Source organism: Nocardia noduli, assembly GCF_019038455.1.
GTDB classification, from domain to species: domain Bacteria; phylum Actinomycetota; class Actinomycetes; order Mycobacteriales; family Mycobacteriaceae; genus Nocardia; species Nocardia noduli.
This window is the reverse complement of sequence record NZ_JAFMPL010000074.1, coordinates 1-24971: the sequence shown is the minus strand read 5'-3', so window position 1 is coordinate 24971 and position 24971 is coordinate 1. Positions and strand designations below refer to the sequence as shown.

At 67.0% G+C, this 24971-nt stretch carries 22 protein-coding genes and 1 pseudogene; 13 read left to right on the top strand and 10 right to left on the bottom strand.

Annotated elements, in window-relative coordinates; genetic code table 11:
* The first annotated feature begins 31 nt into the window (after window positions 1–31).
* Window positions 32–1012, top strand: a complete 981-nt coding sequence (locus JZ792_RS29095) for an NAD(P)H-dependent flavin oxidoreductase (protein ID WP_216915424.1) — start codon at window positions 32–34, stop codon at window positions 1010–1012.
* Here the strand turns inward: JZ792_RS29095 and JZ792_RS29090 are convergent.
* The 5 genes from JZ792_RS29090 to JZ792_RS29070 form a co-directional block, all read right to left on the bottom strand.
* Window positions 990–2369: an aldehyde dehydrogenase family protein gene (locus tag JZ792_RS29090; RefSeq protein WP_216915423.1), complete on the bottom strand. Its 1380-nt coding sequence runs from the start codon at window positions 2367–2369 to the stop codon at window positions 990–992. The genes JZ792_RS29095 and JZ792_RS29090 overlap by 23 nt on opposite strands.
* Window positions 2369–3451 (bottom strand): AMP-binding protein, encoded by a 1083-nt coding sequence (locus tag JZ792_RS29085; protein ID WP_216915421.1) that lies wholly within the window; start codon window positions 3449–3451, stop codon window positions 2369–2371. The genes JZ792_RS29090 and JZ792_RS29085 overlap by 1 nt, the downstream gene beginning before the upstream one ends.
* Window positions 3452–3553: 102 nt before the next feature.
* Complete coding sequence (locus tag JZ792_RS29080; RefSeq protein ID WP_216915419.1) at window positions 3554–4006, bottom strand: PaaI family thioesterase; 453 nt, start codon at window positions 4004–4006, stop codon at window positions 3554–3556.
* 119 nt (window positions 4007–4125) lie between these two features.
* Window positions 4126–5346, bottom strand: coding sequence for a cytochrome P450 family protein (locus JZ792_RS29075; protein ID WP_216915417.1), 1221 nt, complete (start codon window positions 5344–5346; stop codon window positions 4126–4128).
* 55 nt (window positions 5347–5401) lie between these two features.
* Window positions 5402–6334 carry a PDR/VanB family oxidoreductase gene (locus JZ792_RS29070; protein ID WP_216915415.1) on the bottom strand — a complete coding sequence of 311 codons (933 nt, stop codon included), beginning with the start codon at window positions 6332–6334 and terminating at the stop codon, window positions 5402–5404.
* Between the two features lie 118 nt (window positions 6335–6452).
* On the opposite strand from JZ792_RS29070, the gene JZ792_RS29065 reads away from it, so the two are divergent.
* The 10 genes from JZ792_RS29065 (at window position 6453) to JZ792_RS29020 (ending at window position 18498) form a co-directional block, all read left to right on the top strand.
* Window positions 6453–7613 (top strand): acyl-CoA dehydrogenase family protein, encoded by a 1161-nt coding sequence (locus tag JZ792_RS29065; RefSeq protein WP_216915413.1) that lies wholly within the window; start codon window positions 6453–6455, stop codon window positions 7611–7613.
* A 29-nt stretch (window positions 7614–7642) separates the two neighbouring features.
* Entirely contained in the window at window positions 7643–8167 is a 525-nt protein-coding gene (locus JZ792_RS29060; protein ID WP_216915411.1) for a YiiD C-terminal domain-containing protein, read from the top strand.
* On the top strand, window positions 8164–9057 hold the full coding sequence (locus tag JZ792_RS29055; protein ID WP_216915409.1) for an alpha/beta hydrolase family protein: 894 nt from the start codon (window positions 8164–8166) through the stop codon (window positions 9055–9057). Before JZ792_RS29060 ends, JZ792_RS29055 begins: the two co-directional genes overlap by 4 nt.
* Before the next feature lie 438 nt (window positions 9058–9495).
* The gene (locus tag JZ792_RS29050; protein WP_216915407.1) at window positions 9496–11094 is read left to right on the top strand and encodes an ABC transporter substrate-binding protein; all 1599 of its coding nucleotides are present in this window, start codon (window positions 9496–9498) and stop codon (window positions 11092–11094) included.
* Between the two features lie 6 nt (window positions 11095–11100).
* A complete protein-coding gene (locus JZ792_RS29045; RefSeq protein ID WP_216915405.1) occupies window positions 11101–12039 on the top strand; it encodes an ABC transporter permease in 939 nt (312 codons plus the stop codon).
* A complete protein-coding gene (locus JZ792_RS29040) occupies window positions 12039–12950 on the top strand; it encodes an ABC transporter permease (RefSeq protein WP_216915403.1) in 912 nt (303 codons plus the stop codon). Before JZ792_RS29045 ends, JZ792_RS29040 begins: the two co-directional genes overlap by 1 nt.
* The gene (locus tag JZ792_RS29035) at window positions 12937–14601 is read left to right on the top strand and encodes a dipeptide ABC transporter ATP-binding protein (protein ID WP_308165499.1); all 1665 of its coding nucleotides are present in this window, start codon (window positions 12937–12939) and stop codon (window positions 14599–14601) included. Before JZ792_RS29040 ends, JZ792_RS29035 begins: the two co-directional genes overlap by 14 nt.
* 19 nt (window positions 14602–14620) lie before the next feature.
* Complete coding sequence (locus JZ792_RS29030) at window positions 14621–16072, top strand: LLM class flavin-dependent oxidoreductase (protein WP_216915401.1); 1452 nt, start codon at window positions 14621–14623, stop codon at window positions 16070–16072.
* Window positions 16073–16111: 39 nt separating this feature from the next.
* A complete protein-coding gene (locus JZ792_RS29025; RefSeq protein ID WP_216915399.1) occupies window positions 16112–17485 on the top strand; it encodes an NtaA/DmoA family FMN-dependent monooxygenase in 1374 nt (457 codons plus the stop codon).
* Complete coding sequence (locus JZ792_RS29020; protein WP_216915397.1) at window positions 17485–18498, top strand: aldo/keto reductase; 1014 nt, start codon at window positions 17485–17487, stop codon at window positions 18496–18498. The genes JZ792_RS29025 and JZ792_RS29020 overlap by 1 nt, the downstream gene beginning before the upstream one ends.
* A 90-nt stretch (window positions 18499–18588) precedes the next feature.
* Here JZ792_RS29020 and JZ792_RS29015 read toward each other — a convergent pair whose 3' ends face one another.
* Window positions 18589–19437, bottom strand: coding sequence for a sulfurtransferase (locus tag JZ792_RS29015; RefSeq protein WP_216915395.1), 849 nt, complete (start codon window positions 19435–19437; stop codon window positions 18589–18591).
* 110 nt (window positions 19438–19547) lie between these two features.
* Window positions 19548–20141 carry a TetR/AcrR family transcriptional regulator gene (locus JZ792_RS29010; RefSeq protein WP_216915393.1) on the bottom strand — a complete coding sequence of 198 codons (594 nt, stop codon included), beginning with the start codon at window positions 20139–20141 and terminating at the stop codon, window positions 19548–19550.
* Between the two features lie 157 nt (window positions 20142–20298).
* Here JZ792_RS29010 and JZ792_RS29005 point away from each other — a divergent pair, with 157 nt between their 5' ends.
* On the top strand, window positions 20299–21036 hold the full coding sequence (locus tag JZ792_RS29005) for an SDR family NAD(P)-dependent oxidoreductase (RefSeq protein WP_308165498.1): 738 nt from the start codon (window positions 20299–20301) through the stop codon (window positions 21034–21036).
* A gap of 78 nt (window positions 21037–21114) precedes the next feature.
* Window positions 21115–22374, top strand: a complete 1260-nt coding sequence (locus tag JZ792_RS29000; protein ID WP_216915391.1) for an aromatic ring-hydroxylating oxygenase subunit alpha — start codon at window positions 21115–21117, stop codon at window positions 22372–22374.
* Window positions 22375–22409: 35 nt separating this feature from the next.
* On the opposite strand, the gene JZ792_RS28995 is transcribed toward JZ792_RS29000, so the two are convergent.
* The 3 genes and pseudogenes from JZ792_RS28995 to JZ792_RS28985 all read right to left on the bottom strand — a co-directional run.
* On the bottom strand, window positions 22410–23594 hold the full coding sequence (locus tag JZ792_RS28995) for an alanine--tRNA ligase-related protein (RefSeq protein ID WP_216915389.1): 1185 nt from the start codon (window positions 23592–23594) through the stop codon (window positions 22410–22412).
* Between the two features lie 343 nt (window positions 23595–23937).
* Entirely contained in the window at window positions 23938–24531 is a 594-nt protein-coding gene (locus JZ792_RS28990) for a hypothetical protein (protein ID WP_216915387.1), read from the bottom strand.
* 132 nt (window positions 24532–24663) lie between these two features.
* A pseudogene (locus JZ792_RS28985) lies at window positions 24664–24971 on the bottom strand (acetyl-CoA carboxylase biotin carboxylase subunit); the annotation flags it as partial.

Genomic DNA, 24971 nt, shown 5'->3' with positions numbered 1-24971 from the left:
CCGTCGCGACGCCGTGTGATGCCATGGACGCATGTCGTCGCTACCGGAACAGCCGAGCACCCCGTGGTCGAAAGCGTGGGGCCTGCGCGTCCCCGTGGTCAACGCCCCGATGGGCGGGGTCGCGGGCGGCCGACTCGCCGCCGCGGTCACCGCGGCGGGCGGACTGGGTTTGATCGGCATGGGTAGTGCGGGGTCGGTCGCGGCGTTGCGCCGCGAACTCCCGTTCACCGACTCACTCGGTGGGAAATTCGGCATCGGGCTCGTCGGCTGGGTCCTCGAGGCCGAACCGGAACTGCTCGATGTGGCCATCGAGGCGGGGCCCGCGCTGATCACGGTCGGCTTCGCCGACGACTGCGCGTGGGTGGACCGCATCGCGAGCGCGGGAATCCGCACCGCCGCCCAGGTCTACAACGCGGACGACGCGCGGCGGGCCGAGGACGCCGGAATCGACGTCGTGGTGGCGCGTGGCTCGGAGGGCGGCGGGCACGGAGCTCCCGAGATGACGACATTGCCGCTGCTCGACGCCGTCCTGAAGGCCGTGTCGGTTCCGGTACTGGCCGCGGGCGGGATCGGCTCCCCCGCGAGCCTCGCGGCGGTGCTCGCGACGGGCGCGAGCGGCGCGTGGCTCGGCACCCGACTCGCCGCCTGCTCCGAATCGCTGCTCCACGACGCGGGCAGGCGGGCGATGATCGCCGCCGACGACGGGGGCGACACCGTCCTCACCTCCGTCTTCGATATCGCCATGGAACTTCCCTGGCCGACGCGCTTCCCCGCCCGGGTACTGCGCAACGAGTTCACCGACCGCTGGGCCGGTGACGAGGACGCTCTGCGCACGGACGGGGAGGCGCGGGGTTCGGTTCGCGCGGCGGCCGAATCCGTCGACCTGCGAATCGCGCCGATCGACGCCGGGCAGGGCGTCGGCATGATCACCACGGTCGAATCGGCGCGGGATGTGGTCACCGACATGTGTTCCGGTGCGGCGGAGTTGCTTACGGGACCGTCGCCGACCTGATCATTCCCTTCGTCCGCATCAGATGCTCGGCGAGATACCCGTCGTGCGGCACGCCCGGCCGCAGCCAGGTCGTCGGGTTGTCACCGAGGTACAGGTTGGTGATGGACGGCTCGTCCAGCAAGGCGTCGATCAGGTCGACGCGGGACGTCATCGCGGTGAGCACCAGCGAATCGCGCAGCGGCGCGACACCGTCGCGCGCGTTCCACGGGCCGACCCATACGCACGGGAATCCGAGTTCGATATTCAACTGCGGTGCGGTGCTGCTGGTGACCAGATGCACCGCCGGGCGCAGAACGGCTCCACCGGAGGGTAATTCGTCGACGATCGTATCGCCGCCGAGAATCGCGGTCGCGTCACCGGCGACCGCGTGCAGGTACCTGTCGACCTCGTGCGCGGAGGCCGTGGTCCCCACGGTGAGCAGTGCGTCGGGGTGGTCGGCGGGCAGACTCGGGATCGCGCGCAACCGCTCCGCGAGCGCCACGGCGACGGGTTCGGGATCGCCCTCGACGAGTATCGCCGTCGCGCACGTGCAGGCGGTGCCTCCGAGGTGGCTCACCGATGCCGCCAGGATGTCGATGTCGGCTCGCCAGTCCACCTCGTCGGTGATCAGGATCTTGGAACGGCCCGGTCCCTGTGTGAGCACCCGTGAGCTGGTCGCGTATTTGTCCACGACGTCCTGTCCGCCGTAGACGATCGCGAAATCGGATTCGGCGATGATCACGTCGGCGGCGTCGTAGTCGGTGGGCAGCAGGGTGAGGACGTCGTCGGGGAATCCGGCCTCACGTAAGGCGCTCACCAGACGGAACGCGGTGAACGGCTCGCGGGTCGAAGGACGAACGGCCACTTTATATCCCATGGCGAGCGCTTCGGGCCACAGTCCGTGCACGGCCGGTGTGTTACCCGCCGCGTGCACGGCGAAGATATCGCCCTTGCGGGTCCAGACGGCGGCGCCGTCGAGTGTCTGCGGTGCGTGCCATTCGTCCACGGCCCCGCGCGGCATGGCCAGTTCGCGGGTCGCGCGCTGCGAACGCAGCACATCGGCGACCCATGCGACCGACTGACGGACCACGACCAAGGGAACGCCGGACGCGGTCGAGACCAGTCGCTCGAAGGCGTCGGGGTCGAGCCCGCCGACGGTGCCGTGCAGGAAGATCTCGGCGGCCTTCTCCAGCGCCGCGAGCCGGTCGGCGGTCGGCAGTACCGGGGCCGCGCGCATGGCGGTGAGGGTGCGTCGCACATACAGCGGCGGCACCTGGCTGATCTCGCCGATCAGGGTTCCCGCGAGCGAGGTCAGCGGTTTGCGTTCACGGGAGCGGAACGGTCCTGCGGGACCGAGCGCGTCGATGTGGATGAGCATCAGTACACGCCCTCGATCACGGAGTGGTCCTTGAAGGTTCGGACCGGGCCGACATCGGCGACGGCACAGCCAAGCGCACCGGGCAACGCCTCGACCGCGGTCGCCATATCCCGCTCCAGATTGTTGGGCAGCAGCGCGTATTTGGTGAGGTGGTTCATGACGACCTGTCCGCGTTCGCCGACGGCGACATCGTCTCCGGTCTCCGGATCGACGACGCGGAAGGCGATATAGGGGCTGGGCGTGTCGAATACGGCCAACCCGTCGGGGTGTTCCTCGGGGCGCTCGCGTGACATGCCCAGAATGGTCGTGCTGCCGTACAGACCCTTGAGCGGAATCCCGGGGAAGATCTCGTTCCGGAAGATGTCGCGCGAATCGGCGTCCATATGCGCTCCGCTCCAGCAGATGAATTTCACCTGTTTGCGGATCGCGTCGACGAGTTCTTCACGCCGGGAGAGCCGTTCGAGCAGGGGCGGGGTGGTGATGAGGATTCCCACCGACTGGGACTTCAGGATGTCGGCCGCCTGGTCGACGAGATGTTCGGCATAGCGTTCCACTTCATCGGTGGCGCCGCGGGCGATCAGCTGTTTGATCCAGCGGGGGTCGAGATCGATCGTGAACTTGACCCCGTCGTGTCTGCGAGCCCGGCGGGTCGCGAACTCGCCGAACATATGCGGGCCGCTCGGCGCGATGGCCAGGGTGTTCACGACACCGAGGTCCGCGTAGTGGGATTCGTCCCAGCCCAGCGCGAATTCCATCCACCGCTCGAACATCACGAAACGTTTGGGGGCCCCGGTGGTCCCGCCGCTCTCGAATATTCCGGCGATCTCCGCGTCGGCCCCGGTCAGCCCGCGGGGAATCAGATCCTCGACCGCCACGTCACGGAACTCGTCGATGACGTTCGGGAAACGGGTCAGGTCGGCGAAGGTGCGGATATCGGTGACGGGATCGAAATCGAGGGTGCGCGCGCGGCGCAGCCAGTAGGGACTACCGGTGTCGGCGGAGAAATGCCACGCCATCAGCTCCCTGAGATATTCGTCCGGATCGACCGTGGCCGTGGAGATGTCGAGAATGGCAGAACACATGCGCCCTCCAGCTGCGTGTACGTCACGCACACCATCGCGCACGCGGATGGGCCGGTAAACCGGTGAGCCGCGAATTCAATGACGCGATAGCCGTCAGGGTGTTCAGGCCTTGAACAACTCCACGTTGCGCATGGTCACCAACGCGGTGGCACACAGGGTTTCGCCGTCGGCGCCGATCGAGAACACCTCGGCCGCCGCGATCGTGATCAACGCGCCGGGCTTGATCACTCTCCCCCGGGCCGCCACCGTCGGGCCTTTCGCCGGTGCGAGGATCTTGACGGTGTAGTCGATGGTCATATTCACCCAGCCGGGTTTCAGCAGGGTGCCCGCCGCGGACCCGGCGGCGAAATCGGCCAGTGAACCGAGTACGCCGCCCTGGAAATATCCGTCGTGCTGGGTGAGTTCGACCCGATGCGGCTGGATGATCTCCGCTTCGCCCGGCGCGATGCGACCGAATTCGAAACCAAGGTGGCGCGCGGCGGGCATGCTGAGCACCGCTCCCGTCACCGCCGCCGCGAAATCCGGATTCGAGGCTTCCCACGCCCGCACGCTCATCAACTCCTCGGAGACGGTGGACGGGATCGACTGTCCCGCCAGGCGGTGACGCTACTCCCCCGCGCGGCCGAAATTCCGTTCACGGTCGGGGCGGCGTCACCCGCGACGCATCTGGTCGATCAGTGGCGCAGTCGCACCGGAAGGTCGTGCAGACCACGGATGAGGGTGCTCGCCTGCCAGTGCGGAGTCGCGCCCTCGGCGAGGGTCAGTTCGGGAAAGCGCCGCAGCAGTTCGGTGAACGCGATCGATGCCTCCATCCTGGCCAGTGGCGCGCCCACGCAGAAGTGGATGCCGTGCCCGAACGCGAGATGACCGCCGGTGTCGCCGTCGACATCGAGACGATCGGGTTCGCGGAATCGGTCGGGATCGCGGTTCGCCGCCGCCAGCGCGACGTAGACGAGTTCTCCCGCGGGAATCTCGGTGTCCCCCACCGACACCGGCTCTTCGGTGTATCGGATCGTGGCCATATCCACCGGGCCGTCGAACCGCAGGAACTCCTCGACGGCCGCGGGGACCGAGGACGGGTCGGCACGCAACGCGGCGAGCTGAGAGGGGTTGCGCAACAACGCGTGCACGCCGTTGCCGATCAGATTGACGGTGGTCTCGTGACCGGCGACCAACAGCAGGAACGCCATGGAGACGAGTTCGGCGTCGGTGAGCCGGTCGCCGTCCTCGCGGGCGTGCGCCAGCGCCGACAGCAGATCCTCGGCGGAATCCTCGCGCTTGGCCCGTACCAGGTCGCGCAGGTAGGCGACCATCGCCGAGGCGGCGCGGGCGCGTTCCTCGTCGCGGCCGAGGACGCCGACCAGCGCCTTGGTCCACTCCTGGAAGTCGGCGCGATCGGCGAACGGCACGCCGAGCAGTTCGCAGATCACGGTGACCGGGAGCGGTGTCGCGAACTCCGCCATGAGGTCGACCTCGTCGTGTGCGGACATGTCGTCGAGCAGCGCGGTGGTGATCTCCTCGATGCGCGGCCGCAGTTCGGCGACCTTGCGGGCGGTGAACGCCTTGTTGACCAGTTTGCGCAGCCGATTGTGTTCCGGCGGATCGGCATTGAGCATGTGGGTGGTCAGTGCGAGCCACTGCGGGCTCATCGCGGCGGTGCGCCGTTTCGCGCTCAGCAACTCCTCCACGCGCAACGCGTCCTTGCGCAGACGCGGATCGGACAGGGCGGCCCGCGCCTCGGCGTACCCGACGATCACCCAGCGCAGCGCGCCGTCGGGGAATCGGACGCGGTGCACCGGACTCTGTTCGCGCCATTGCCGGTAGTGGGCGTGCGGATCTGCGAAGAAATCGTCGTCGAGCGTGACGATCCGGTCGGTTGCCTCGATATCGACCATGACGTCCTCCCTGCGGTTGTCGGTCCGGGGGCCGGTGACGACTCCCCGGTGCGGGTCAGAGATCGAGCACGAGCCGATCGGAACCGGCCCGCGAGACGCACAACATGATCGTTTTCCCGCGCGCCCGCTCCTCGTCGGTCAGTATCGAATCGCGATGTTCGATCTCCCCCGCCACTACCAGTGTCTCGCAACTTCCGCAGGTGCCTTCGCGGCAGGAGGTGACGACGGAGACTCCCGCGGATTCCAGTACGTCGACGATGCTCTGACGTGCACCGACCCGGAGGGTGCGCCCGTCGCGCGCGAGCTCGATGTCGAAGGCTCGGTCGGCGGTCGTGTCGACCGCGCGCGGTACGAACCGCTCGGTCCGCACGGTGATACCGCGTTGCGCCCCTGCGGTTTCCACGGCGTCGAGCAGGGGTTCCGGGCCGCAGCAGTAGACGGTCGCGTCGGCGCGTTCATCGAGGATGGCGGTCAACGGCAGCAGTCCGTCGACGTCCTGGGCCACGAGTCTCGCGTTCGGGTAACGCTTCCCGATTTCGTCTGCGAAGGCCATGTGCCGCCGGGTGCGCGCGCCGTAGTACAACTCCCAGGGCGTGCCGGAGCGCGCCGCTGCCGCCACCATCGGCAGAATCGGGGTGATCCCGATGCCGCCCGCGACGAAGAGATAGCGATCTTCGGTCTTCAACTCGAAATTGTTGCGGGGCAGTGATACCCGTAGTTCGCTGTCGGGGTTCGCGGTGTGGTGGAGCAGATCCGAGCCGCCGCGGCCGTCGGGTTCGCGCAGGATCGCGATGCGCCAACGTCGTCGGTCGGCGGGGTCTCCGCACAGGGAGTACTGGCGCACGCCCAGCTCCCCCACCGCGACATCGATATGGGCTCCCGGCGACCAGGAGGGTAACTCGCCCCCGTCCACGGCGGCGAGTTCCAGTGCGAACACTGCGATGGCCTCGTCACGACGGGCGGTGATCCGTACCGGCAAGTCGGTCATAGGGCCACTGTCGCCGAGGGCCGCGAACGGCAGCCACCTGGTTCGCGCAGTCGATTCACGCGATCGACGTTGACTATCGCGCGTCGCACCCCGTGCGGGCGCGACCGACACTGGCCGCATGACCTCAGTGGCGCACCTGGTCGAAAAGACCACAGAATTCGTCCGTGACCACGTCTTTCCGGTCGAGCGAGAGGTTGTCGCCGACGGCCGGGTAATGGATGACGCACTGCGTCTGGAATTGCAGAAGAAGGCCAAGGAGGCGGGCGTGTTCGGCCCGCTGTCGGACCCGCGCTACGGCGGGCTCGGCCTCGATACCCGCGCCCAGGCCCGCGTGCTGGAGGCGGCAGGCGCCAGCCTCATCGGCCCGCTGGCGGTCAACGCGTGGGCCCCCGACGACGGCAATATCCACCTGCTCGCCCACGTGGCCGACCCGGAACAGCAGCAGCGCTACCTGGCGCCGCTGGCGGCGGGCGAGGTGCGCTCGGCGATCGCGATGACCGAACCGGCGCCGGGCGCGGGCTCGGATCCGAGCATGCTGCGCACCTTCGCCGAGGAGACCGACGGCGGCTGGGTCATCAACGGCGCGAAACATTTCACCACCGGCGCGCAGGGCGCGGCCTTCACCATCTGCGTCGCGCGCACCAACGACGGACCGACCATGTTCCTGGTCGACGCCGACAATCCCGGTATGCGGGTCGGCAGGCGGATGCAGACGCTGGATCACAGCAGCGCGCCCGGCGGGCACTGCGAGGTCGTCTTCGAGGACTGCGAGGTAGCCGATTCGGCGGTGCTCGGCGAGGTCGGGCAGGGACTGGCGCTCGCGCAGGTGCGGCTGGCTCCGTCGCGGCTGGTGTTCTGCATGAACTGGCTCGGTCTCGCGGTGCGCGGACATCGGCTCGCCATCGAACATATCGGCACGCGCACCGGTTTCGGTGTGCCCATCGCCGAACACGGGCTGGCCCAGGGGCTGATCGCGGACAGCGAGATCGATATCGCGGCGGCGCGCGGGCTGATCCGTCAGGCCGCCGAGACCATCGACGAACAGGGTCCGGCTTCCTCGCAGGCCAAGCACGAGACCTCGATCGCGAAAACCTTTGTGTCCGAGGCCGTGTGGCGAGTGCTCGACCGGTCGGTGCAGTTGCACGGCGGGCTCGGTGTCTGCGAGGACCATCTGGTCGCCCGGTTCCTGGTCGAGGCACGTGCCTTCCGGATCTACGAAGGGCCCTCCGAAGTGCTGCGGTGGTCGATCGCCCGCCGCGCATTGCGTCCAGCGCGCTGAACCCGGACCACCGAGGAAAGGCAACAGAGATGACCACACGAGAAATCGCCGGATTCGCGGCGGCCTACCCCGAACTCGACTACGACGCCGTCGATTACGAATACCTGCGCGCGGTCTCGCAGGATATGGTGCCCTTCGCCGAACGGGTCGGCACCCTCGTCACCGAGATCGGCCCCGACCGCGCGGTGGTGCAGATCCCGGCCGTCGACTCCGTCCGCAACCACATGGGCACGGTGCACGCGGGCGCGCTGTTCACCGCCGCCGACATCGCGGGCGCCGCGGCGTTCGTCGGCGCGGCCGCCACCCGGCTGTTCACCATCGAACGACTGGTACTTCGTGCGGGAACGGCCTCCTACCGAAAGCCCGCGGTGGGCCGCATCCGCGCCGTCGCGACCGTGGATCAGCGCGATTGCGCCGACGTGCTCGGCGCGGTCGGCGGCGGGCGGTTCGAGTTGGCGGGCAAGGCGATACTGCTCGACGACAACGATGTCGTGGTCGCGAAATTCACCTTCGACTACGTCTGCGATGTGACGGCGACGGAGGCACTGCGGTGACCTCGGGGGCTCGCACCGCGAAATCCGAATTCACCGCGCTGGAGTCGGTGTCGGTGCCGACGTCGGACGGCGTGACCTTCACCGTTCGATTCCTGCCCGGTCCGAAAGCCGACGCTCCGGTGGTGCTGATCATTCCCGCGATGGCGATGAAGGCACGCAACTATCTCGCGTTGGCGAAGTCGTTGCACGCCCAGGGCCTTTCGGTCGCCACCTGCGATCTGCGGGCGCACGGAGAGGCCGTGCCCACGCTGGGTGAGCACACCGATTTCGGCTATCGCGAAATGCTGGAAATCGATATGCCCGCACTTGTCGCGGCGGTGCGAGAACGGTTTCCGCTGGCACCGCTGCACCTGTTCGGCCACAGCCTCGGCGGACAGCTGGCCCTGCTGTTCGCCGCGGCCGAACCCGAGAAGGTCGCCGGGGTCGTGACGATCGGCACCGGCACCGTGTTCTGGTGGGCTTTCGGCCCGCGTCGTTGGTACGAGGCGTTGAGCCAGATCCAGTGGATCGGCCTGGTGTCGCGGTGGAAGGGCCACTGGCCCGGCGGGGTTCTCATCCCGGCGCCGATGGCGGGCGGGGTCATGGTCGACTGGTCGGTGCATTCGCTGACCAGCTACTACCGTCCCAAGGGCACCGAACGCCGTTACAACCGTCTGCTGTCGCGGATGACGCTGCCGGTACTGCCGATCTCGCTGTCCGACGATGTGCTCGGCCCGAAATCCAATGTCGATTTCCTGGTGTCGCGCATGCCCGCCGCCCGGATCTCGCGGTGGCATATCGACGAGGATTCCGACATCGGCCATCGCGACCATTTCCGGTGGGTGGAGGATTCGGCGACCATCGCTCCGATCGTCGCGGGGTGGATCACGGCGGGTGATCTGCCCGCGTAGTCGATACGACACCGCAGGCCGCGCAGACTCCGCGCGGCCTGCGGTGTCGTCGTTTTCCCGCTGACGACCCCGGCGCCGGTACTCGGGCCGGGATCCTCGGCGACGACGACAATCCGTCGGGCGACCCGCGTATGCCGGGGAATAGCGAGTGCCAGTTAAAACTGCGCTGAGGCAAATCATTTCTCGAGGTCGGCGGCTCGCATAGGTTTTGCTGCGCGATCGCTTACCTGCCGTGCGTGCCCGATGTGACCCTCGGGCGCCGCGGTCCGGTGGTGTCGCGGCTGACCCGGACGTGTCCGGCTTCGCGTGCTCTATCTCTGACGGTTCCGAAACATGGTGCGGCTGAGTTGAACCCACCGAGCCGATGCGGCTCGGGCCGAAATCCGTGCTTGTGCGGGACAGCGTTCTCGTCAGGTGTTGTGCGTGAAAGGAGTCACAGTGTCGTTCGGGTGGAGGAGAGGGGGATGGCGTTTCGCGGTAGCGGCGACGCTCGTGACGCTGGTGGCGTCGGCGTGCGGTGGCGGCGGTCCGTCCGGCGGGGACGGATCGGGTACGCCACAGTCGGGCGGAACGCTCAACATCGGCCTGTCCCAGGACCTGAACGGCGTCGACGCGGCGGTGGTCAACCAGGTGTGGCGGACCGCGGCACGCGCACTGTCGGATTCGCTGGTGTTCTACAACCCCGATACCAAACAGCTCGAGCCGTGGCTCGCCACCAAGTGGGATGTCACCGACGCCCGCGTCTACCACTTCGTGCTGCGCCAGGACGTGACCTTCCACGACGGCACGAAACTGACCGGCGACGTGGTGAAGAAGAATTTCGAGAGTCTGAACCGGCCGGGTATCCACTCCAGCGCCAAGACCATCGTCGAAGGCATCCGCCAGATCACGGTGCCGTCGGAGTACGAGGTGACCGTCGAATTCGAGAAGCCCAACGCGGCCTTCCTGACCAGTCTCTCGCGGGCTCACGCGGGCATCGTCTCGGCGAAGACGGCCGCGTTGCCGGTCGCCGAGCGGCAGAAGTGGGTGGACGGTTCCGGGCCGTTCTACCTTCAGGAATACATTCCCAACCAGCACATCGTGTTGAAGAAGCGTCCCGAGTACAACTGGGCACCCGCCTATTTCGGCCGGTCCGGCGCGGCCTATCTGGACGAGGTGGTCTACAAGATCATCCCCGAGGATTCGGTGCGCAACGGCGCGGTGATCGGCGGCGACGAACTCCAGTTCATCTACTGGGTCAACGGCAAATACGTCAACCAGCTCAAATCCTCCGGGCTCACCATCTCCGAGACGCTCAATCCCGCCACCGGAACCGAACTCCCGGTGAACACCTCCTCGCGCTTCCTCCAGGATGTGCGCGTTCGCCAGGCGCTCCAGGTCGGCCTCAACCGCGACGAGTACGTCAAGATCGTCTCCAACGGTCACGACCGTGCCGCCAAAGGCCCGCTCAGCGAGTCGAATCCGTACTTCGTCGACGTCAGCCAGTACCTGAAATACGACCCGAACCGGGCCGTGAAACTGCTGGAGGACGCGGGCTGGAACAAGGTCGGCTCCGACGGCATCCGGGTCAACGCCGCCGGTGAACGGTTGCGGCTGCGCGCGCCGCAGGACGACGCGGGCTGGCAGGTGTTGCAGAGTCAGTGGCGCAAGATCGGTGTGGATCTGGCGCTCGAACCGCCGCTGCGGGCCGAGGCCAATCAGAAGCTGCTCTCCGGCGAGTACGACATCGCCTACTGGTACCACTCGACGCCGGACCCGGATGTGCTGCGGGCCAACTACGGCAAGACCACCGGCTCCAACCGGTCCTTCCTGCCCGACGGCACCGAGGTGGACAAACTCCTCCAGGAGCAGAACACCGTGCTGGACAAGAACGCTCGCCAGCAGATCGTGGACAAGGCGGCACAGCTGCTCGTCGAACAGGCCTATGTGATCCCGGTCGTCAACGACGTCGACGTCTGGGCCTACCAGCCGAGTCTGCACGGTATCCAGGCGGTCGGTCTGGACCAGTACCTGTTCAACGCCTGGCTCGACAAGTAGGCACGGATGCGGATGGTGAGGTACGCCCTGCGGCGACTGCTCTACGCGGTCGTCGTGGTCTGGGGCGCGTTCACGGGAGCGTTCTTCCTGTTGTACATCGTGCCGGGCGACGCCGCGGGCGGCCTCACCCTCGGTGCGGACGGCGGCGACGTCGAGAAGCTGCTGGCCGAGCAACGCGAGTTGCTCGGGCTGAACCGGCCGTTGTACGTGCAGTATTTCGACGCGCTCACCGGCGCGTTGCACGGCGACTTCGGCGACAGCGTCTACCAGCGTCGGCCCGCCACCGGCATCTTCTTCGAATCCTTCGGGCAGACGCTGCAACTGGCATTCCTCGGCCTGCTGCTCGCGGTGATCATCGGCGTCACGCTGTCGGTGGTGATCGAGCTGATCAATTGGAAATGGGCGCGTGAGCTGCTGATCTCGCTGCCGCCGGTGGCGGTGTCGCTGCCGCCGTTCATCGTGGCTCTGGTCGCCGTGCAGATCTGCGCGTTCCAATTGCACTGGATCAAGGCCTTCGGCGACAAGACCACCCTCGGTCTGTTGATCGCCTCGCTGACGATCGCGGTGGCGGGCGGTGGGCAGATCTCGCAGCTGCTCACCGTCAACCTGCGCGCCGCGCTGACCTCGCCGTATATCGAGACCGCGCGGAACTGGGGGCTGAGCCGTTTCGACCTGGTCGTGCGGCATGCCCTGCGTGCGGCGGCGCTGCCCGTGGTCACGGCATTGGGCACCACCATCGGCGTGATGGTGGGCGGGACCGTCCTGACCGAGACGGTGTTCTCACGGCTCGGCGTCGGCAGGCTGATCGTCGACGCCGTCGACGGCCGGGACATGCCGATCGTGCTCGTCGCGGTGACCGCGAGCGCGCTGATCTTCGTCACGGTCAACCTCGTCGTCGACCTGATCTATCCGGTCATCGACAAGCGAATCCGATTGGACGACTGATGAGTCTGCTCGATGTCATCCCCACCGCGACCGCGCCGGAGAAGGCGGACGGTGTCGCCGTCCGGGTCCGGCGGGGCGCGGGCGCGGCACTGTGGTTGCGCCACATCGCGAGTTCACCGAGCCTGCTGCTGGCCTACGTCTGGGTCGTCCTCATGCTCGTCGCGACCTTCGCGCCCGGTGTGTTCACTTCGCGCGACCCGCTCGCGCAGGACGCCGACGCGCTGCTGGTGAACCCGAGTCTGTCGCATCCGTTCGGCACCGACGATCTGGGGCGCGACCAGTTCACCCGGATGGTGCACGGCACCTCGCTGTCGGTGCAGGCCGCGGTGATCGCCGTCCTCATCGGACTGGTCAGCGGTGCGCTGGTCGGTCTGGTCGCCGGGGCGGTGCGCGGCTGGGTGGACAGCGTGCTGATGCGGATCGTCGACATCATGCTCGCCGTGCCCAGCCTCATCGTGTCGCTGGCGATCATCTCCGCGCTGGGTCAGGGCGTGGTCAATATCGCCGTGGCCATCGGCATCAACAGCACGGCCGGTTTCGCCCGGCTGATGCGGTCGGAGGTGCTCAAGGTGGCGGGCGCGAAATACGTCGAGGCCTCGGTGTTCGCCGGACACGGATACGCCTACCGGCTGCTGCGCCACGTCGTGCCCAATGCCTCCCGCTCGGTGCTCGCCGCGGCCACCATGGAGATCGGCTCGGCGATCCTGACCGTCGCCGCGTTGAGTTTCCTCGGCCTCGGCGCACCGCCGCCGACCCCCGAATGGGGACTGCTCGTCTCGGAGGGCCGCACCTTCATCGCCACCCAGTGGTGGCTGAGCCTGCTGCCCGGGCTCGTCATCACCGTCTCGGTCGTCGCGATCTACCGGATCGGCCGATCGCTCAACCGCGGGAGAACCAGTGTCGTCGCCTGACCTTTCGGTGCCCGAACCGGGCGCACTGCTGAGCCTGCACGAGGTCGCCGTCGATTTCGACGTGCCAGGTCGGCGCTCGACCCGGGTCGTCGACGGGGTGAGCGTGAGCCTGCGCGCCGGACAGGTGCTGGCGCTGGTCGGCGAATCCGGTTCCGGTAAGTCGACTCTCGCGCGCACGGTGACCGGCACGCTGGCCGAGAACGGACGGGTCGCCGCCGGTCGGGTGGTCTTCGACGGTCAGCAGCTCAACGGTCTGCGGGACAAGCAGTACCGCGCCATCCGCGGCCGGGAGATCGGCTACATCCCGCAGGACGCGCTGCTCGGCCTCAACCCGCTCCTGCCCGTCGGGGTGCAGGCGGGTGAACCGCTGCGCGCGCACGGCCTGGCGAACAAGGCACAGCGCCGCGAACGCGTCATCGACCTGTTCGGCAAAGTGGGACTGCGCGATCCGGAGAAGATCTTCCACGCCTATCCGCACGAACTCTCCGGGGGCATGTGCCAACGGGTGCTCATCGCCGCGGCCATGTCCACCCGTCCCAAACTCCTCATCGCCGACGAACCGACGACCGCGCTCGATGTCACCGTGCAGAAGCGGATCCTGGATCTGCTCGGCGAACTGGTGGCCGAGGACGAACTGTCGATCCTGCTCATCACCCACGATCTCGGGGTCGCGGCCGAACGCGCGGACGAGATCGCGGTACTCAAGGACGGGAAGCTGGTTCGCTCCGGACGCGCCGCGGAAGTCATCGCGGCGCCCGGCGACGCCTACACGACCGCGCTGCTGCGCTCGTCGTCGTTGGGCTTCTCGGGAATCGCCGCCGCGCAGCGGCGCTCGACGCAGCCGGTCGAGCAGGACGCACCCGTCGTGGTGAAGGCCGAGGGCGTGCGCAAGGTTTTCGCCGCGCAACGCGGCAGGGATCCGGTGACCGCGGTCGCCGACGCGTCGTTCCAGGTACGGCGCGGCACCACCCTCGGCATCGTCGGCGAATCCGGTTCCGGCAAAACCACTCTGGTCAGATTGCTGGCCGGTTTGGCCGCACCGGACTCGGGGACGATCGAGGTCGCGGGGCAGAAGGTGGTGCACCATCGCCGCGGCGCGGGCCAGGCCGAGCTGTATCGCACGGTGCAGATGGTCTACCAGGACCCGTTCGCCTCGCTGAATCCGCGCGCCACCGTGCGCGCCATCATCGAAGAACCGTTGCGCGGCCACAAGATCGGTGACGGCGCGCAACGCCGCCGCCGGGTCGCCGAACTGCTCGAGGTCACCGGCCTACCCGCAGACGTCGCCGACCGCTACACCGCCGAACTGTCCGGCGGACAGCGTCAGCGGGTGGCGATCGCGCGCGCCCTGGCCCCCGACCCCCGGCTGGTGGTCCTCGACGAGCCGGTGTCGGCGCTCGACGTGACCGTGCAACGGCAGATCCTCGATCTGCTCACCACACTGCAACGGCAGTTCTCGCTCACCTATGTCTTCATCTCCCACGACCTGGGAGTGATCGCCGAGATGTCCGACGAGATCCTCGTCCTGCACCACGGCGACATCGTCGAGCGCGGAACCGCTCGCGACATTCTCATCTCCCCCGAGACGGATTACGTCAAAGAACTCCTCGCCTCCATCCCCGGAGCGGGCGTCGAGTCCGTCCCGGTTTGATCCACCGAAAGGAATTCACGTGGGCTCCCCCGCGAAACGCGAAATGCATCTGGGCTACATGTATTGGCTCAACGGCACGCACTGGGGCGGCTGGCGTCTGCCGGAAGCGCCCACCGCCAACGCGTTCGAACTCGACTACGCCGCCGCGGCCGCGAAACTGGTGGAGGACGCCAAGTTCGACTTCTTCTTCCTCGGCGACACCCTGCCCGGCGACATCTACGCCGAGCACTGGGGCACGACCCACAACGCGGGCCGGTTGGAGCCGTTCACCCTCGCTTCGCAACTGGCGCTACAGACCTCCAAGATCGGTCTGGTCGTCACCGCGCACCCCACCTACTACGAGCCCTACATCCTGGCCAGGCTCACCGCCTCGCTCGATCATCTGAGCGGAGGCAGGCTGTCGTGGAACGTCGTGCTCGGCGCCTCGGACCTCGCGGCGCAGAACTTCAGCCTCCCGGATCTGGGCGGTGAACGCCGCTACGCGCGCGCCGACGAATTCATCCGGGTGATCCGGCTGCTGTGGGACAGCATCGAGGACGGCGCCTACCTCCAGGACAAGAAGTCCGGGCAGTACCTGGATCCGACCAAGATCCACCGGCTCGCCCACAAGGGCGAATTCTTCCAGGTGGCGGGCACCCTACCGATGCCGCGTCCGCCCCAGGGCCAGATCCCGCTGCTGTACGCGGGCGCGTCCGAACTCTCCCGGGAGCTGACCGCGCGGCACTGCGAACTCAACTTCACCGGGCCCGGCACCATCGAGGATTCGATCGCGTTCAACACCGACGTGCGCGAACGCGCCCGCCGCATCCACGGTCGCGACGTACCGATCTTCTTCCTGCCCGGCATCTCGCCCATCATCGGCGACGACAGGGCCGACGCGGTGGACATCTTCGAACGGCTCAATGCCGGACTGCCACTGGACGACGACCCGGTCGATGGTGACAAGGACGAGCAGTTCTGGAGCAGCGACGCGTGGGCCGCCATCCAGCAGGCCCCGCGCGGCGGATTGCCGCTGGGCGTGCGCAGCCTGCGCTCGCTCTCGGAGCGGATCGGCGTCGACCTGCGCGCGGGCGGCCTCGATGCCGTGATCACCGCCGAAACCGCCTCGCGGTTCAACGAATTCGGTCGTGCGTTGCTCGGCGCGGTGGCGACGCGCACCGACCGGACCGTCGAACGCGGCACGGTGCGCGCGGGTGATCTGCTGCGCAATTCCATCGGCGGTGGCTTCCCCCAGGTGATCGGAAGCGCGCAGGACGTCGCGGATCGGCTCATCGAATGGTTCGATCGCGGCGCGGCCGAGGGATTCAATATCAATTCCCCCTATATGTGGGATCAGTTGGAACGCTTCACCTCCCGGGTGGTGCCGATCCTGCGCGACAAGGGCGTCTTCCGCACCGAATACACCGCCGACACCTTCCGCGGTCATTTCGGGCTCGAGGTGCCACCCAACCGATTCGCGACGAATTCCTGACGATTCCCGCTCTCCTGACGTTATTTTCGAGGACATACGATGAGTGACAGAAAACTCCGGCTGGGCCTGGCCGCCTACGGCACCGGATGGGACGCCGAGGCCTGGCGACTACCGCAGGCGACCAGTTCCGGACTGCGCGACCCCAGCGTCATCCTGGACGTGGCCCGAGCGGCCGAGCGCGGCAAACTGGACTACGTCTTCTCCGGCAGCGCGCTGGGTAGCGAACCGGAATACCTCCAGCGCGTCTACCGCTGGGACAATTTCGTGTACGCGGGTTACGCGGCCGCGATCACCAAGAATCTCGGATTCCTGGTCTCGGTGAATTCCTCTTTCGAACACCCCTACGCGGTGGCTCGCCAACTCGCCACCCTGGACAACTTCAGCAAGGGCCGCACCGCGCTCAATGTGGTGTTCGGCATCGATCGCGACGGCGATCCGGCGCTCAACTACGGCAAGAACCCGGTTCCCGACGAACAGAGCAAATACAGCCGCGCTCGTGAATTCACCGACGTGGTGAACCGGCTGCTCTACCAGAGCTGGGACGACGATTTCCTGCTCGCCGACAAGGACAAGAACGTCCTGATCAGGCCGGGGTCGTGGCACCGTATCGAGCACACGGGTGAGCATTTCGAGGTGCGCGGACCGCTCAACGTGCCGCCGCCGGTGCAGCAGCGCATTCCCAATGTGCACGTCGGCACGTCGGAGGAATCGCTGCGCTACGGCGCCGATTTCGCCCAGATCCGGTTCTCGCCCTACTTCGGTATCGAGCGAGGCAAGCAGGAGTACCGCAAGCTGAAGGAACGCGTGGCCGCCGCCGGCCGCGATCCGGAGAAGTTCAAGATCATTCCGGGCGCCACCTTCTACATCGCGGGCACCAAGCGGGAGGCTCAGGCGATCTACCGCCAGGTCACCAATTTCACGCTGACCGAGGAGATCCCCGAGCAGTTCTCCCTCGCGCTCGGTATCGATCTGTCGCGGGTGCGCGACAGCGAGAAGGTCGTCGACGTCGTCGATCTGGACACCGTCGCGCCCGACGTCTTCGAGGATTTCCTGCCCACGCTGGGCCGGGAGAAGCGCCACACCGACACCCGCGACGACCGCGAGATCATCCGCCGCCTGCTCACCGCCATCGGCGAGGATCTCACCCTGCGCGAGCTCTACCACCACGTGCATCGTTCCCGGCAGGCCGCCCAACCCGCGCTGGTCGGCGACGCCGTCACCATCGCCGACTGGGTGGAGGAACATTTCGTGGAGCGGGTACTCGACGGCGTGCAGTTCTTCCCGCCCTACCACCGCGGTCCGGCCGATCTGTTCGTCGACACCGTGGTGCCGGAACTGCAACGGCGCGGCCTGTTCCGCACCGAATACGAGGCCGACACCCTGCAGGGTCTGCTCGATACGGATAACGGCTGATGGCGGGCGTCACGGCGATTCCCGCCGGATATCGCGCGCTGGGCCGGTCGGGTCTGATCCTGTCGGAGTTGGGCATCGGGGCGAGCACCTTCGGTCGCTCCGGGATGCGCGCCGTCGATCCCGAGAATGTCACGGCGATCGTCGACCGGGCCATCGATCTCGGCATCACCTATTTCGACCTGGCCGAGGGCTACGGTGACCGCACCGGCCTGAGCGAGGAACTGTTCGCGAAGGCGGTCGGCACTCGACGCGAAAGTGTGGTGATCGGAACGAAATTCGGCCGCTCACTGCTGGCCGATCGCGGACCCACCTACGCGCTGACCGGGTCGCGCAAGTACATCCTCGCGTCGGTGGAGGATTCCCTGCGCAGGCTCGGCACCGACTACATCGACCTGTACCAGATCCACTTCCCCGACACCCACACCCCGATCGAGGAAACTCTCGCGGCACTCGACGCGCTGGTCACCTCCGGCAAGGTCCGCTATATCGGCGCCTCGAATTTCAAGGCGTGGCAGATCGCGGACGCCGAGCACGTCGCGGCCCGCGACGGCTACACCCGGTTCGTCTCCACCACCGACGAATACAACCTCACGTGGCGTAAACCGGAGGAAGAGCTGATCCCCGCGCTGCGGAACTACGGGCTCGGGTTCATCCCGTACTTCCCGTTGCAGAACGGCCTGCTCACCGGGAAATACCGGGAGGGACAAGCTCCGGAGGGCGCGAAGATCACCAATCTGAAGCGCTATCTGCTGCGCACCGCGCCGTGGGACGCGCTGCGGCAGTTCGAGAAATTCGCCGCCGAACGCGAGGTGACACCCACCGCGCTGGCGCTGGGCTGGTTGCTCGCCCAGCCGACGGTGACCAGTGTCATCGCCGGGGTCACGGTGCCCGATCAGTTGGACGAGAATCTCACCGCTGCCCGGTGGGTGCCGACGTCGGAGGAGGAACGGGAACTGCGCGAGCTGTTCACCGGTGACCTGTCCGGCGGGCCGGGAGTGGTCGACAAGGGCTGAGTGCCGGCTCCGCACCGCGCCCCCGGTCCGATCGCCCGCCGTAACCTGTTGCGGGGCAATCGGACCGAGGTGCCGGTTCTTTCTGGACGTTCAGCCGCGGTCGGAACCGGTGGCGATCGGACGGGACGGGTCGGAGGTCCACTGTGACCACGAGCCGGGGTACAGGGCGGCCGGGATGCCGAGCTTGCTCAGCGCCAGCACGTCCAGGGTCGCGGCGACACCGCCGCCGCAGTAGGAACCGATCGGCGCGCCGGTCAGGTAGGGCGCGTACAGGGTTTTCAAGGTGTCGTCGTCGGCGAGGTAGCCGTCGCGCAGATTGTCGGTCCCGGGCAGGCTGTGCGCACCGGGGATGTGGCCGCTGGCCGGTTGGTCGGCCGAACCGGCGTACGCGGCAGCGCCTCTCGCGTCCAACAGGTGTCCGTCGCGTGCCAGTGCGGCCGCGGCGTCGGAGTCCAGGGTGGGCAGTGCGCCGAGGCGAACCGTCGCGGTGCCGCCGCCTGTCGCCGGGCGGGTATCGGCGAGTTCGCGGCCCGATGCCTGCCACGCGTGGACGCCGCCGTCGAGGTAGCGAACATCGGCCAAACCGGCCCAGCGGAGCACCCACCAGGCACGGGAAGCGCTCGACGGGGTGTCCGCGCTGTAGACCACGACGAGGCTGGAATCGCTGATCCCCCAACGCTGTACGAGTTCTCGTACCTGTTCTTCCTCGGGCAGTGGACCGTTGCCCGAGGTCTCGGTGCGCGGCCCGATCAGTTCGGCGAAATCGACGGCGTGGGCGCCGGGAATGTGCCCGGCGACCGGGGCGTCGGCCAGGGAAAGATTCGCGGCGCCGGGGATCGTGGCGGGGTCGCGACGGACCTCGAGAACGACGACGTCGGAGCCCGCGTCGAGCGCGGCCCCCAGGTCCGCGGCGGTGATCACCGAGGTAACAGAGCTCATCACAATCCTTGCCGATAGTCGGTTGTCCAACCGAGCCGACGCTAATGCGGGATGTCCGCCGCGGGGACGGTTGCACTCGCGCTGATCGTTAGAGGTACCGGCGGCGGTTGTCACGGTGTCGGGGCGGGCCCCTGTAAGCCGGTCAGGTATTCGTCGAGCAGGGCGAGTACCTCGGCGTGACCGTCGTCGATACCGAGCAGGTCGTCCATGGCGAGGATGCGTGACAGTCCGGCCATCAGGACGCTGAGCGCGGCGGGGGTCGGCTCGATGTCGGAGTCGCGTCGGGTCTTGGTGTCGAGCACGCGTGCGAATACCGCTTCCTGGAGTTGCCGGAATTGACGCGTGTAGGAGGCGAGTTCGGTGCGGATGACCTCGCGGTGGTTGGCCAGGGCGATGAATTCGATGTTCAGGGTGCCCTGACGGGGTTCGCTGGTGATCTCCCACAGCGCGCGCAGCGGGTTCTCGGCCTCCGCGGCGCGTTGCAGTCGTGCCAGGTTCGCCTCTGCTCCGCGCCGGAACACCGCGAGGAACAGTTCGTCCATCGTTCCGAAGTGGTAGTAGACCAGCGCCTGGTTGGCCTGCGCCTTGGCTGCGACCTTGCGGGTGGTGACCGCGGCGTAGCCCTCTTCGGCCATCAATTGTGTGGCCGCCTCGATCAGCGCGGCGCGGGTCTTGGATGCCCCGACCAGGCGGGATCCGCTCATCGGGTCCTCGCACACTCGACGCTGGGGCACTCACGGGTCGACAACACCCGGTCACTGTATCGGCCCTTGACCGCGGCCTCTTGCGGGTGTTAGGAATTTCTCGACAGAACTTAGGCAATCGCCTAAGTTCGGCGGTCGGCGTCGAGGAGCCAATGTTGTGAGCAGCCATGATCAGGTGGACGTCGCGAGCAGGGGAACGGCCGTGGTCACCGGTGGCGGGTCCGGGATCGGACTGGCGGTCACCCGGCGGTTGCGCGCGGACGGCTATCACGTGGCCACCATCGATCTGCGACCGACCGAAACCGACCTCGCCTACACCGCCGATGTCGCCGATCGCGGCGCGGTGGACAACGCGATGGCGGCGATCCGCGCCGAATCGGGCCCGATCACGGTCCTGGTCAATGCCGCGGGCCTGGAGGGCTACAAACGTTTCGTCAATCTCGACTTCGCGACCTGGCAGCGGGTCATCGAGGTGAACCTGCACGGGGTGTTCCACACCGTGCAGGCGGTGTTGCCCGACATGCTGGCGGCGGGGTTCGGCCGCATCGTGAACATCTCCTCGTCGAGCGCGCATTCGGGCCAGCCGTTCATGGCGCACTACGTCTCGGCCAAATCCGCCGTCAACGGTTTGACCAAGGCGCTGGCCCTGGAGTTGGGTCCGTCGGGAATCACCGTCAACGCGGTGCCGCCGGGGTTCGTGGACACACCCATGCTGCGCAGATCCGAGACGGAGGCACGGTTGGGCGGCACCGTCGAGGACCACATCCAGAGGACGCCGGTCCGACGGGTCGGCAGGCCGGAGGACATCGCCGCGGCGTGCTCGTTCCTGATCTCACCGGAGGCCGGATACATCACCGGCCAGATCCTCGGCGTCAACGGCGGCCGTAACACCTGATCGACGTGCCGTTCTCGGTGCGATGCCCCCGGAACGCGTCCGGTGTTACCGCCGATCTCGAAGGAAGGATGAACCGATATGCCGAATTTCGCGAAACCCGCGGAGGGCTCGTGGACACAGCACTTTCCCGATCTGGGCACCGCCCCGATGTCCTACGAGGACTCGATCACCCCCGAGCACTACGAACTCGAACGCACAGCGATCTTCGAACGGACCTGGCTCAATGTCGGCCGCGTGGAACAGATCCCGAGAAAAGGGAACTACTTCACCAAGGAGATCGCCGCGGCGGGGACCACCGTGGTGATCGTCCGCAGCATCGATGACGAGATCCGGGCATTCCACAATATCTGCCGTCACTGCGGACTCGAACTCGTTCGGGACCACGGACCGGTCGATACCGACAGCGCATTCCAACCGCACGAGTGCCCACAGGATTCGGCCCGGGGTCCGCTCGACGGCGAGGTCACCTTCGTCCGGCGGGAATCGGAATTCCTCGACCTGGATCTGCCGCGGCTCGGTCCGAGATCGGTTCGATGCGAAATCTGGGAGGGGTTCGTCTTCGTCAACTTCGATGACGACGCCACCGGACTGATCGAGTATCTCGGTGGCTTCGCCGCCGGATTGCAGGGGTATCCGTTCGATCGGATGACCCAGGTCTTCACCTACCGGACCGAGGTCGCCAGCAACTGGAAACTGTTCATGGACGCCTTCCTCGAGTTCTACCACGCACCGGTTCTGCACGGGAAGCAGTACGTCGGCGACGAGTCGCGCAAACTCATGAACTACGGATTCGAGGCACTGCACTACGACATCGACGGTCCGCACGGCATGGTGTCGTCCTGGGGTGGCATGGCGCCGCCGAAAGACCCGAGCATGGTCAAACCGATCGAACGAATCCTGCGCAGCGGCAATTTCGGGGCATGGGACCGCCCCGACATCCCCGGCCTCGACCCGCTGCCGCCCGGGCTCAACCCGTCACGGCACAAGGCATGGGGATTGGATTCCTATGTCTTCTTCCCGAACTTCATGATGGTGGTCTGGGCGCCGGGTTGGTATTTGACCTATCACTACTGGCCCACGGCCTACAACCATCACATCTTCGAAGGCACGCTGTACTTCGTGCCCCCGAAGGACGCGACCGCCCGGCTGCGCCAAGAACTGGCCGCGGTCACCTTCAAGGAATTCGCACTCCAGGACTGCAACACCCTCGAAGCCACCCAGAGAATGCTCGAATCCCGCGTGGTCACCCACTTCCCACTCAACGATCAGGAAATCCTGCTCCGACACCTGCACAAAACGGCGGGCGAATACGTAGACGCGTACCGAGCCGGACGGTAGTCGACGAGGGACCGGAAAACACGGCGTCGGTGGCATCAGCCGATTTCGGTTTCGGTGCCCAGGTAGTTCACGAGATCGCGAGGCAGGCCGTGCGTGTCGTGTAGGTAGTGGTAGTCGTCGTCGGTCAACTGTCCGGTGAACCTACTGCGGGACAGCACCTTTCGTCCACGCTGGAGTAGCAGATCGAATGTGCGTTCCTCGTCGAGCAGCATGGTGCGAACCTCGTGCGGGTGAACAGGTTGCCGGAAATGCTCGAGGGTGTGTTCCACGAGCTCGATCGGCAGGTCGGACAGGGTGCGGGACGGGTCGTCGCGCCACAGCGTGGTCAGGGCGCGGCGGATCAGGCGGCGCAGTACATGACCGCGACCCGACGGGGACGGCGTGACCAGGTCGCCGAGGACGACGACACTCGAGCGCAGATGGTCCGACAGCAGTCGTAGCGACCGTTCGTCGAGCGGACCCCAGATTCGGGGCAGGGTGCTCAGCCAGGGCTGGAATACGTCGATGTCGAAGACCGATCGGGTGTTCCGCAGGATTCGTACCAGCCGTTCCAGACCCAGGCCGGTGTCGATGCCGGGTCGGCGCAGTGGTTCGAGGCTGCCGTCGGGGTGGCGGAGGTATCGCATCATGACGTGATTCCACACCTCCACCCATCGACCGTCGGATGTCGGTGTGCCCCGTGGTGTTTCGTCTCCGGTCCAGACGAAGATCTCGGAATCGGGTCCGCAGAGTCCGGTCGGGCCGTTTGACCACCAGTTCTCCTCGGTGGTCGGTTCGACCGGGACGCCCAACTCTTCCCAGGTGCGCCACGATTCGCGGTCGGGCTCGACCTGCTCGTCACCGCCGAACACCGTCACGTGTATCCGGCCGGGATCGATGCCGAAGCCGTCGCGCAACAGTTCCCATCCCCAACGCAGGCTCTGCCGGCCGCCGTAGTCGCCCAGTGACCAGGACCCGAGCATTTCGAACACGGTCAGGTGGGTGTCGTCGCCGACCTCCTCGAGATCGGTGGTGCGCAGGCATCGTTGCAGGCCGGTGAGCCGCCCACCCAGCGGGTGGGGTCGGCCCATCAGGTACGGGGTCAACGGGTGCATTCCGGACGTGGTGAACAGCACCGGATCCCCCGGCGGAGGAATGAGTGATCCGTTCGGGGTGAGGCGGTGCCCACGTTCGCGGAAGAAGTCGAGGAATGTCCGAACGGTCTGGTCTGTCGTGATCATGGTTGCTCCGTCGAGTTCGATGTCGACCGGAAACGACCGCACGTGGCAGGAACGACGCATACCAGCGGACCGTTTCCGGTCGCCGGTATGGGGAGAAAGAGGTCAGGCGGCGGCGACCGGCGAGCTGAGAGCTCGTGCGGCCGCGGCGGCGATTCGTGAAATGACCTTCATGGGTGCACGGTAGCAACCGGACCGTGCGTAACACGACCGATTTATCCACGGCGACGTGATCGGAAGCCCGCTACCACATCGGCGTTTACGGACGGATACCGCAATTTCGTTGCCCGGGAAACCGTGGATCAGCGGTTCGTCCGGCCTTTCCGGACAGAATTAGTCCCCCGGTTCAGAACTTGCCGGTGTGGTGTTCGATTCGGTGCCCGAGTCGGGTGGCGAAATCGGTGACGAAATCCTCGGTGAGGGGCGGCCAGCCCCAGAAATCGAAGGCGAGGGCGCCCAGGGCGAAACCGTCGGCCCACTGCCAGGTGGTGATGGGGCTCGGTGTGGCGCAGGAACGGCAGGTCGCCGATCCGGTGCCTGTTCGCTTCCAGTCGTCGATCGCGTCGGAGAACGGCTGCCACACGGCGGGATCGGCTTCCCACTGTTGGGGGTAGTCGATGATCACGGTGGCGGCCCGGCAGCGTGGGCATACGGCGGAGGCCGGTTCGGTGGCACCCTGGCCGGGATAGTGGTCGTGGCGGCCGACGATGACGGCGACCGGGCCGGGAATCCAGTCGCCGCCCCATTCCTGGGTCAACTGCGGCCAATCCGGGCCCGGCACATAGCCTTCGTCGACCTGGAGGCTGTACATCGCGTCACGCGAGGTCTCCCGAAGCAGCCATCCGCGCGATACCATCCAGTCCACCATGTGCTCGGCCAGTCCGCTCGCGTCGGCCGAGGTCACGTCCAGGTCGACGATTCGTTCGAAGAAGTCACCCACACCCGCATACTGCCACCACGGGCCGACACCGGTACCCGGGTCGGCGGGACATCGAGGGGGCGACGATCGCGTGCACGGTGTTCGTGCTCCTGAGGTTCGCCGACCGGGAGTAAGCGGTGCAGCGGACTCGTATCAGGAACCGATGCGGGCGGGTTCGGTGATCGCGCCGATGAGGGCGGTGTCGTGGTCGGCGGCGACGAAGCGGGGGTGGTCGAGGATGTCGTGGAGGAATTCGGCCGTGGTGGCGATATTCGTGCCGGAGATTCTGGTTTCGGTGAGGGCGCGGCGCATACGGGCGATGGCGGCGGGGCGGTCGGGGGCCCAGACGATGATCTTGGCCAGGAGTGAATCGTAGTGCGGGGGGATGGTGTAGCCGGGGGCTACGTGGGTGTCCACGCGGACGAAAGGGCCGCCGGGGAAGACGCATTCGGTGAGAGTGC

Excerpts from the sequence above, each read along its gene's own strand:
- JZ792_RS29080 (WP_216915419.1), bottom strand. The coding sequence starts at position 4,006 with ATGAGCGTGCGGGCGTGGGAAGCCTCGAATCCGGATTTCGCGGCGGCG.
- JZ792_RS29085 (WP_216915421.1), bottom strand. The coding sequence starts at position 3,451 with ATGTGTTCTGCCATTCTCGACATCTCCACGGCCACGGTCGATCCGGAC.
- JZ792_RS29045 (WP_216915405.1), top strand. The coding sequence starts at position 11,101 with ATGCGGATGGTGAGGTACGCCCTGCGGCGACTGCTCTACGCGGTCGTC.
- JZ792_RS29065 (WP_216915413.1), top strand. The coding sequence starts at position 6,453 with ATGACCTCAGTGGCGCACCTGGTCGAAAAGACCACAGAATTCGTCCGT.
- JZ792_RS29060 (WP_216915411.1), top strand. The coding sequence starts at position 7,643 with ATGACCACACGAGAAATCGCCGGATTCGCGGCGGCCTACCCCGAACTC.
- JZ792_RS29025 (WP_216915399.1), top strand. The coding sequence starts at position 16,112 with ATGAGTGACAGAAAACTCCGGCTGGGCCTGGCCGCCTACGGCACCGGA.
- JZ792_RS29010 (WP_216915393.1), bottom strand. The coding sequence starts at position 20,141 with ATGAGCGGATCCCGCCTGGTCGGGGCATCCAAGACCCGCGCCGCGCTG.
- JZ792_RS29090 (WP_216915423.1), bottom strand. The coding sequence starts at position 2,369 with ATGCTCATCCACATCGACGCGCTCGGTCCCGCAGGACCGTTCCGCTCC.
- JZ792_RS29000 (WP_216915391.1), top strand. The coding sequence starts at position 21,115 with ATGCCGAATTTCGCGAAACCCGCGGAGGGCTCGTGGACACAGCACTTT.
- JZ792_RS29075 (WP_216915417.1), bottom strand. The coding sequence starts at position 5,346 with ATGGTCGATATCGAGGCAACCGACCGGATCGTCACGCTCGACGACGAT.
- JZ792_RS29020 (WP_216915397.1), top strand. The coding sequence starts at position 17,485 with ATGGCGGGCGTCACGGCGATTCCCGCCGGATATCGCGCGCTGGGCCGG.
- JZ792_RS29070 (WP_216915415.1), bottom strand. The coding sequence starts at position 6,334 with ATGACCGACTTGCCGGTACGGATCACCGCCCGTCGTGACGAGGCCATC.
- JZ792_RS29040 (WP_216915403.1), top strand. The coding sequence starts at position 12,039 with ATGAGTCTGCTCGATGTCATCCCCACCGCGACCGCGCCGGAGAAGGCG.
- JZ792_RS28995 (WP_216915389.1), bottom strand. The coding sequence starts at position 23,594 with ATGATCACGACAGACCAGACCGTTCGGACATTCCTCGACTTCTTCCGC.
- JZ792_RS29015 (WP_216915395.1), bottom strand. The coding sequence starts at position 19,437 with ATGAGCTCTGTTACCTCGGTGATCACCGCCGCGGACCTGGGGGCCGCG.
- JZ792_RS29095 (WP_216915424.1), top strand. The coding sequence starts at position 32 with ATGTCGTCGCTACCGGAACAGCCGAGCACCCCGTGGTCGAAAGCGTGG.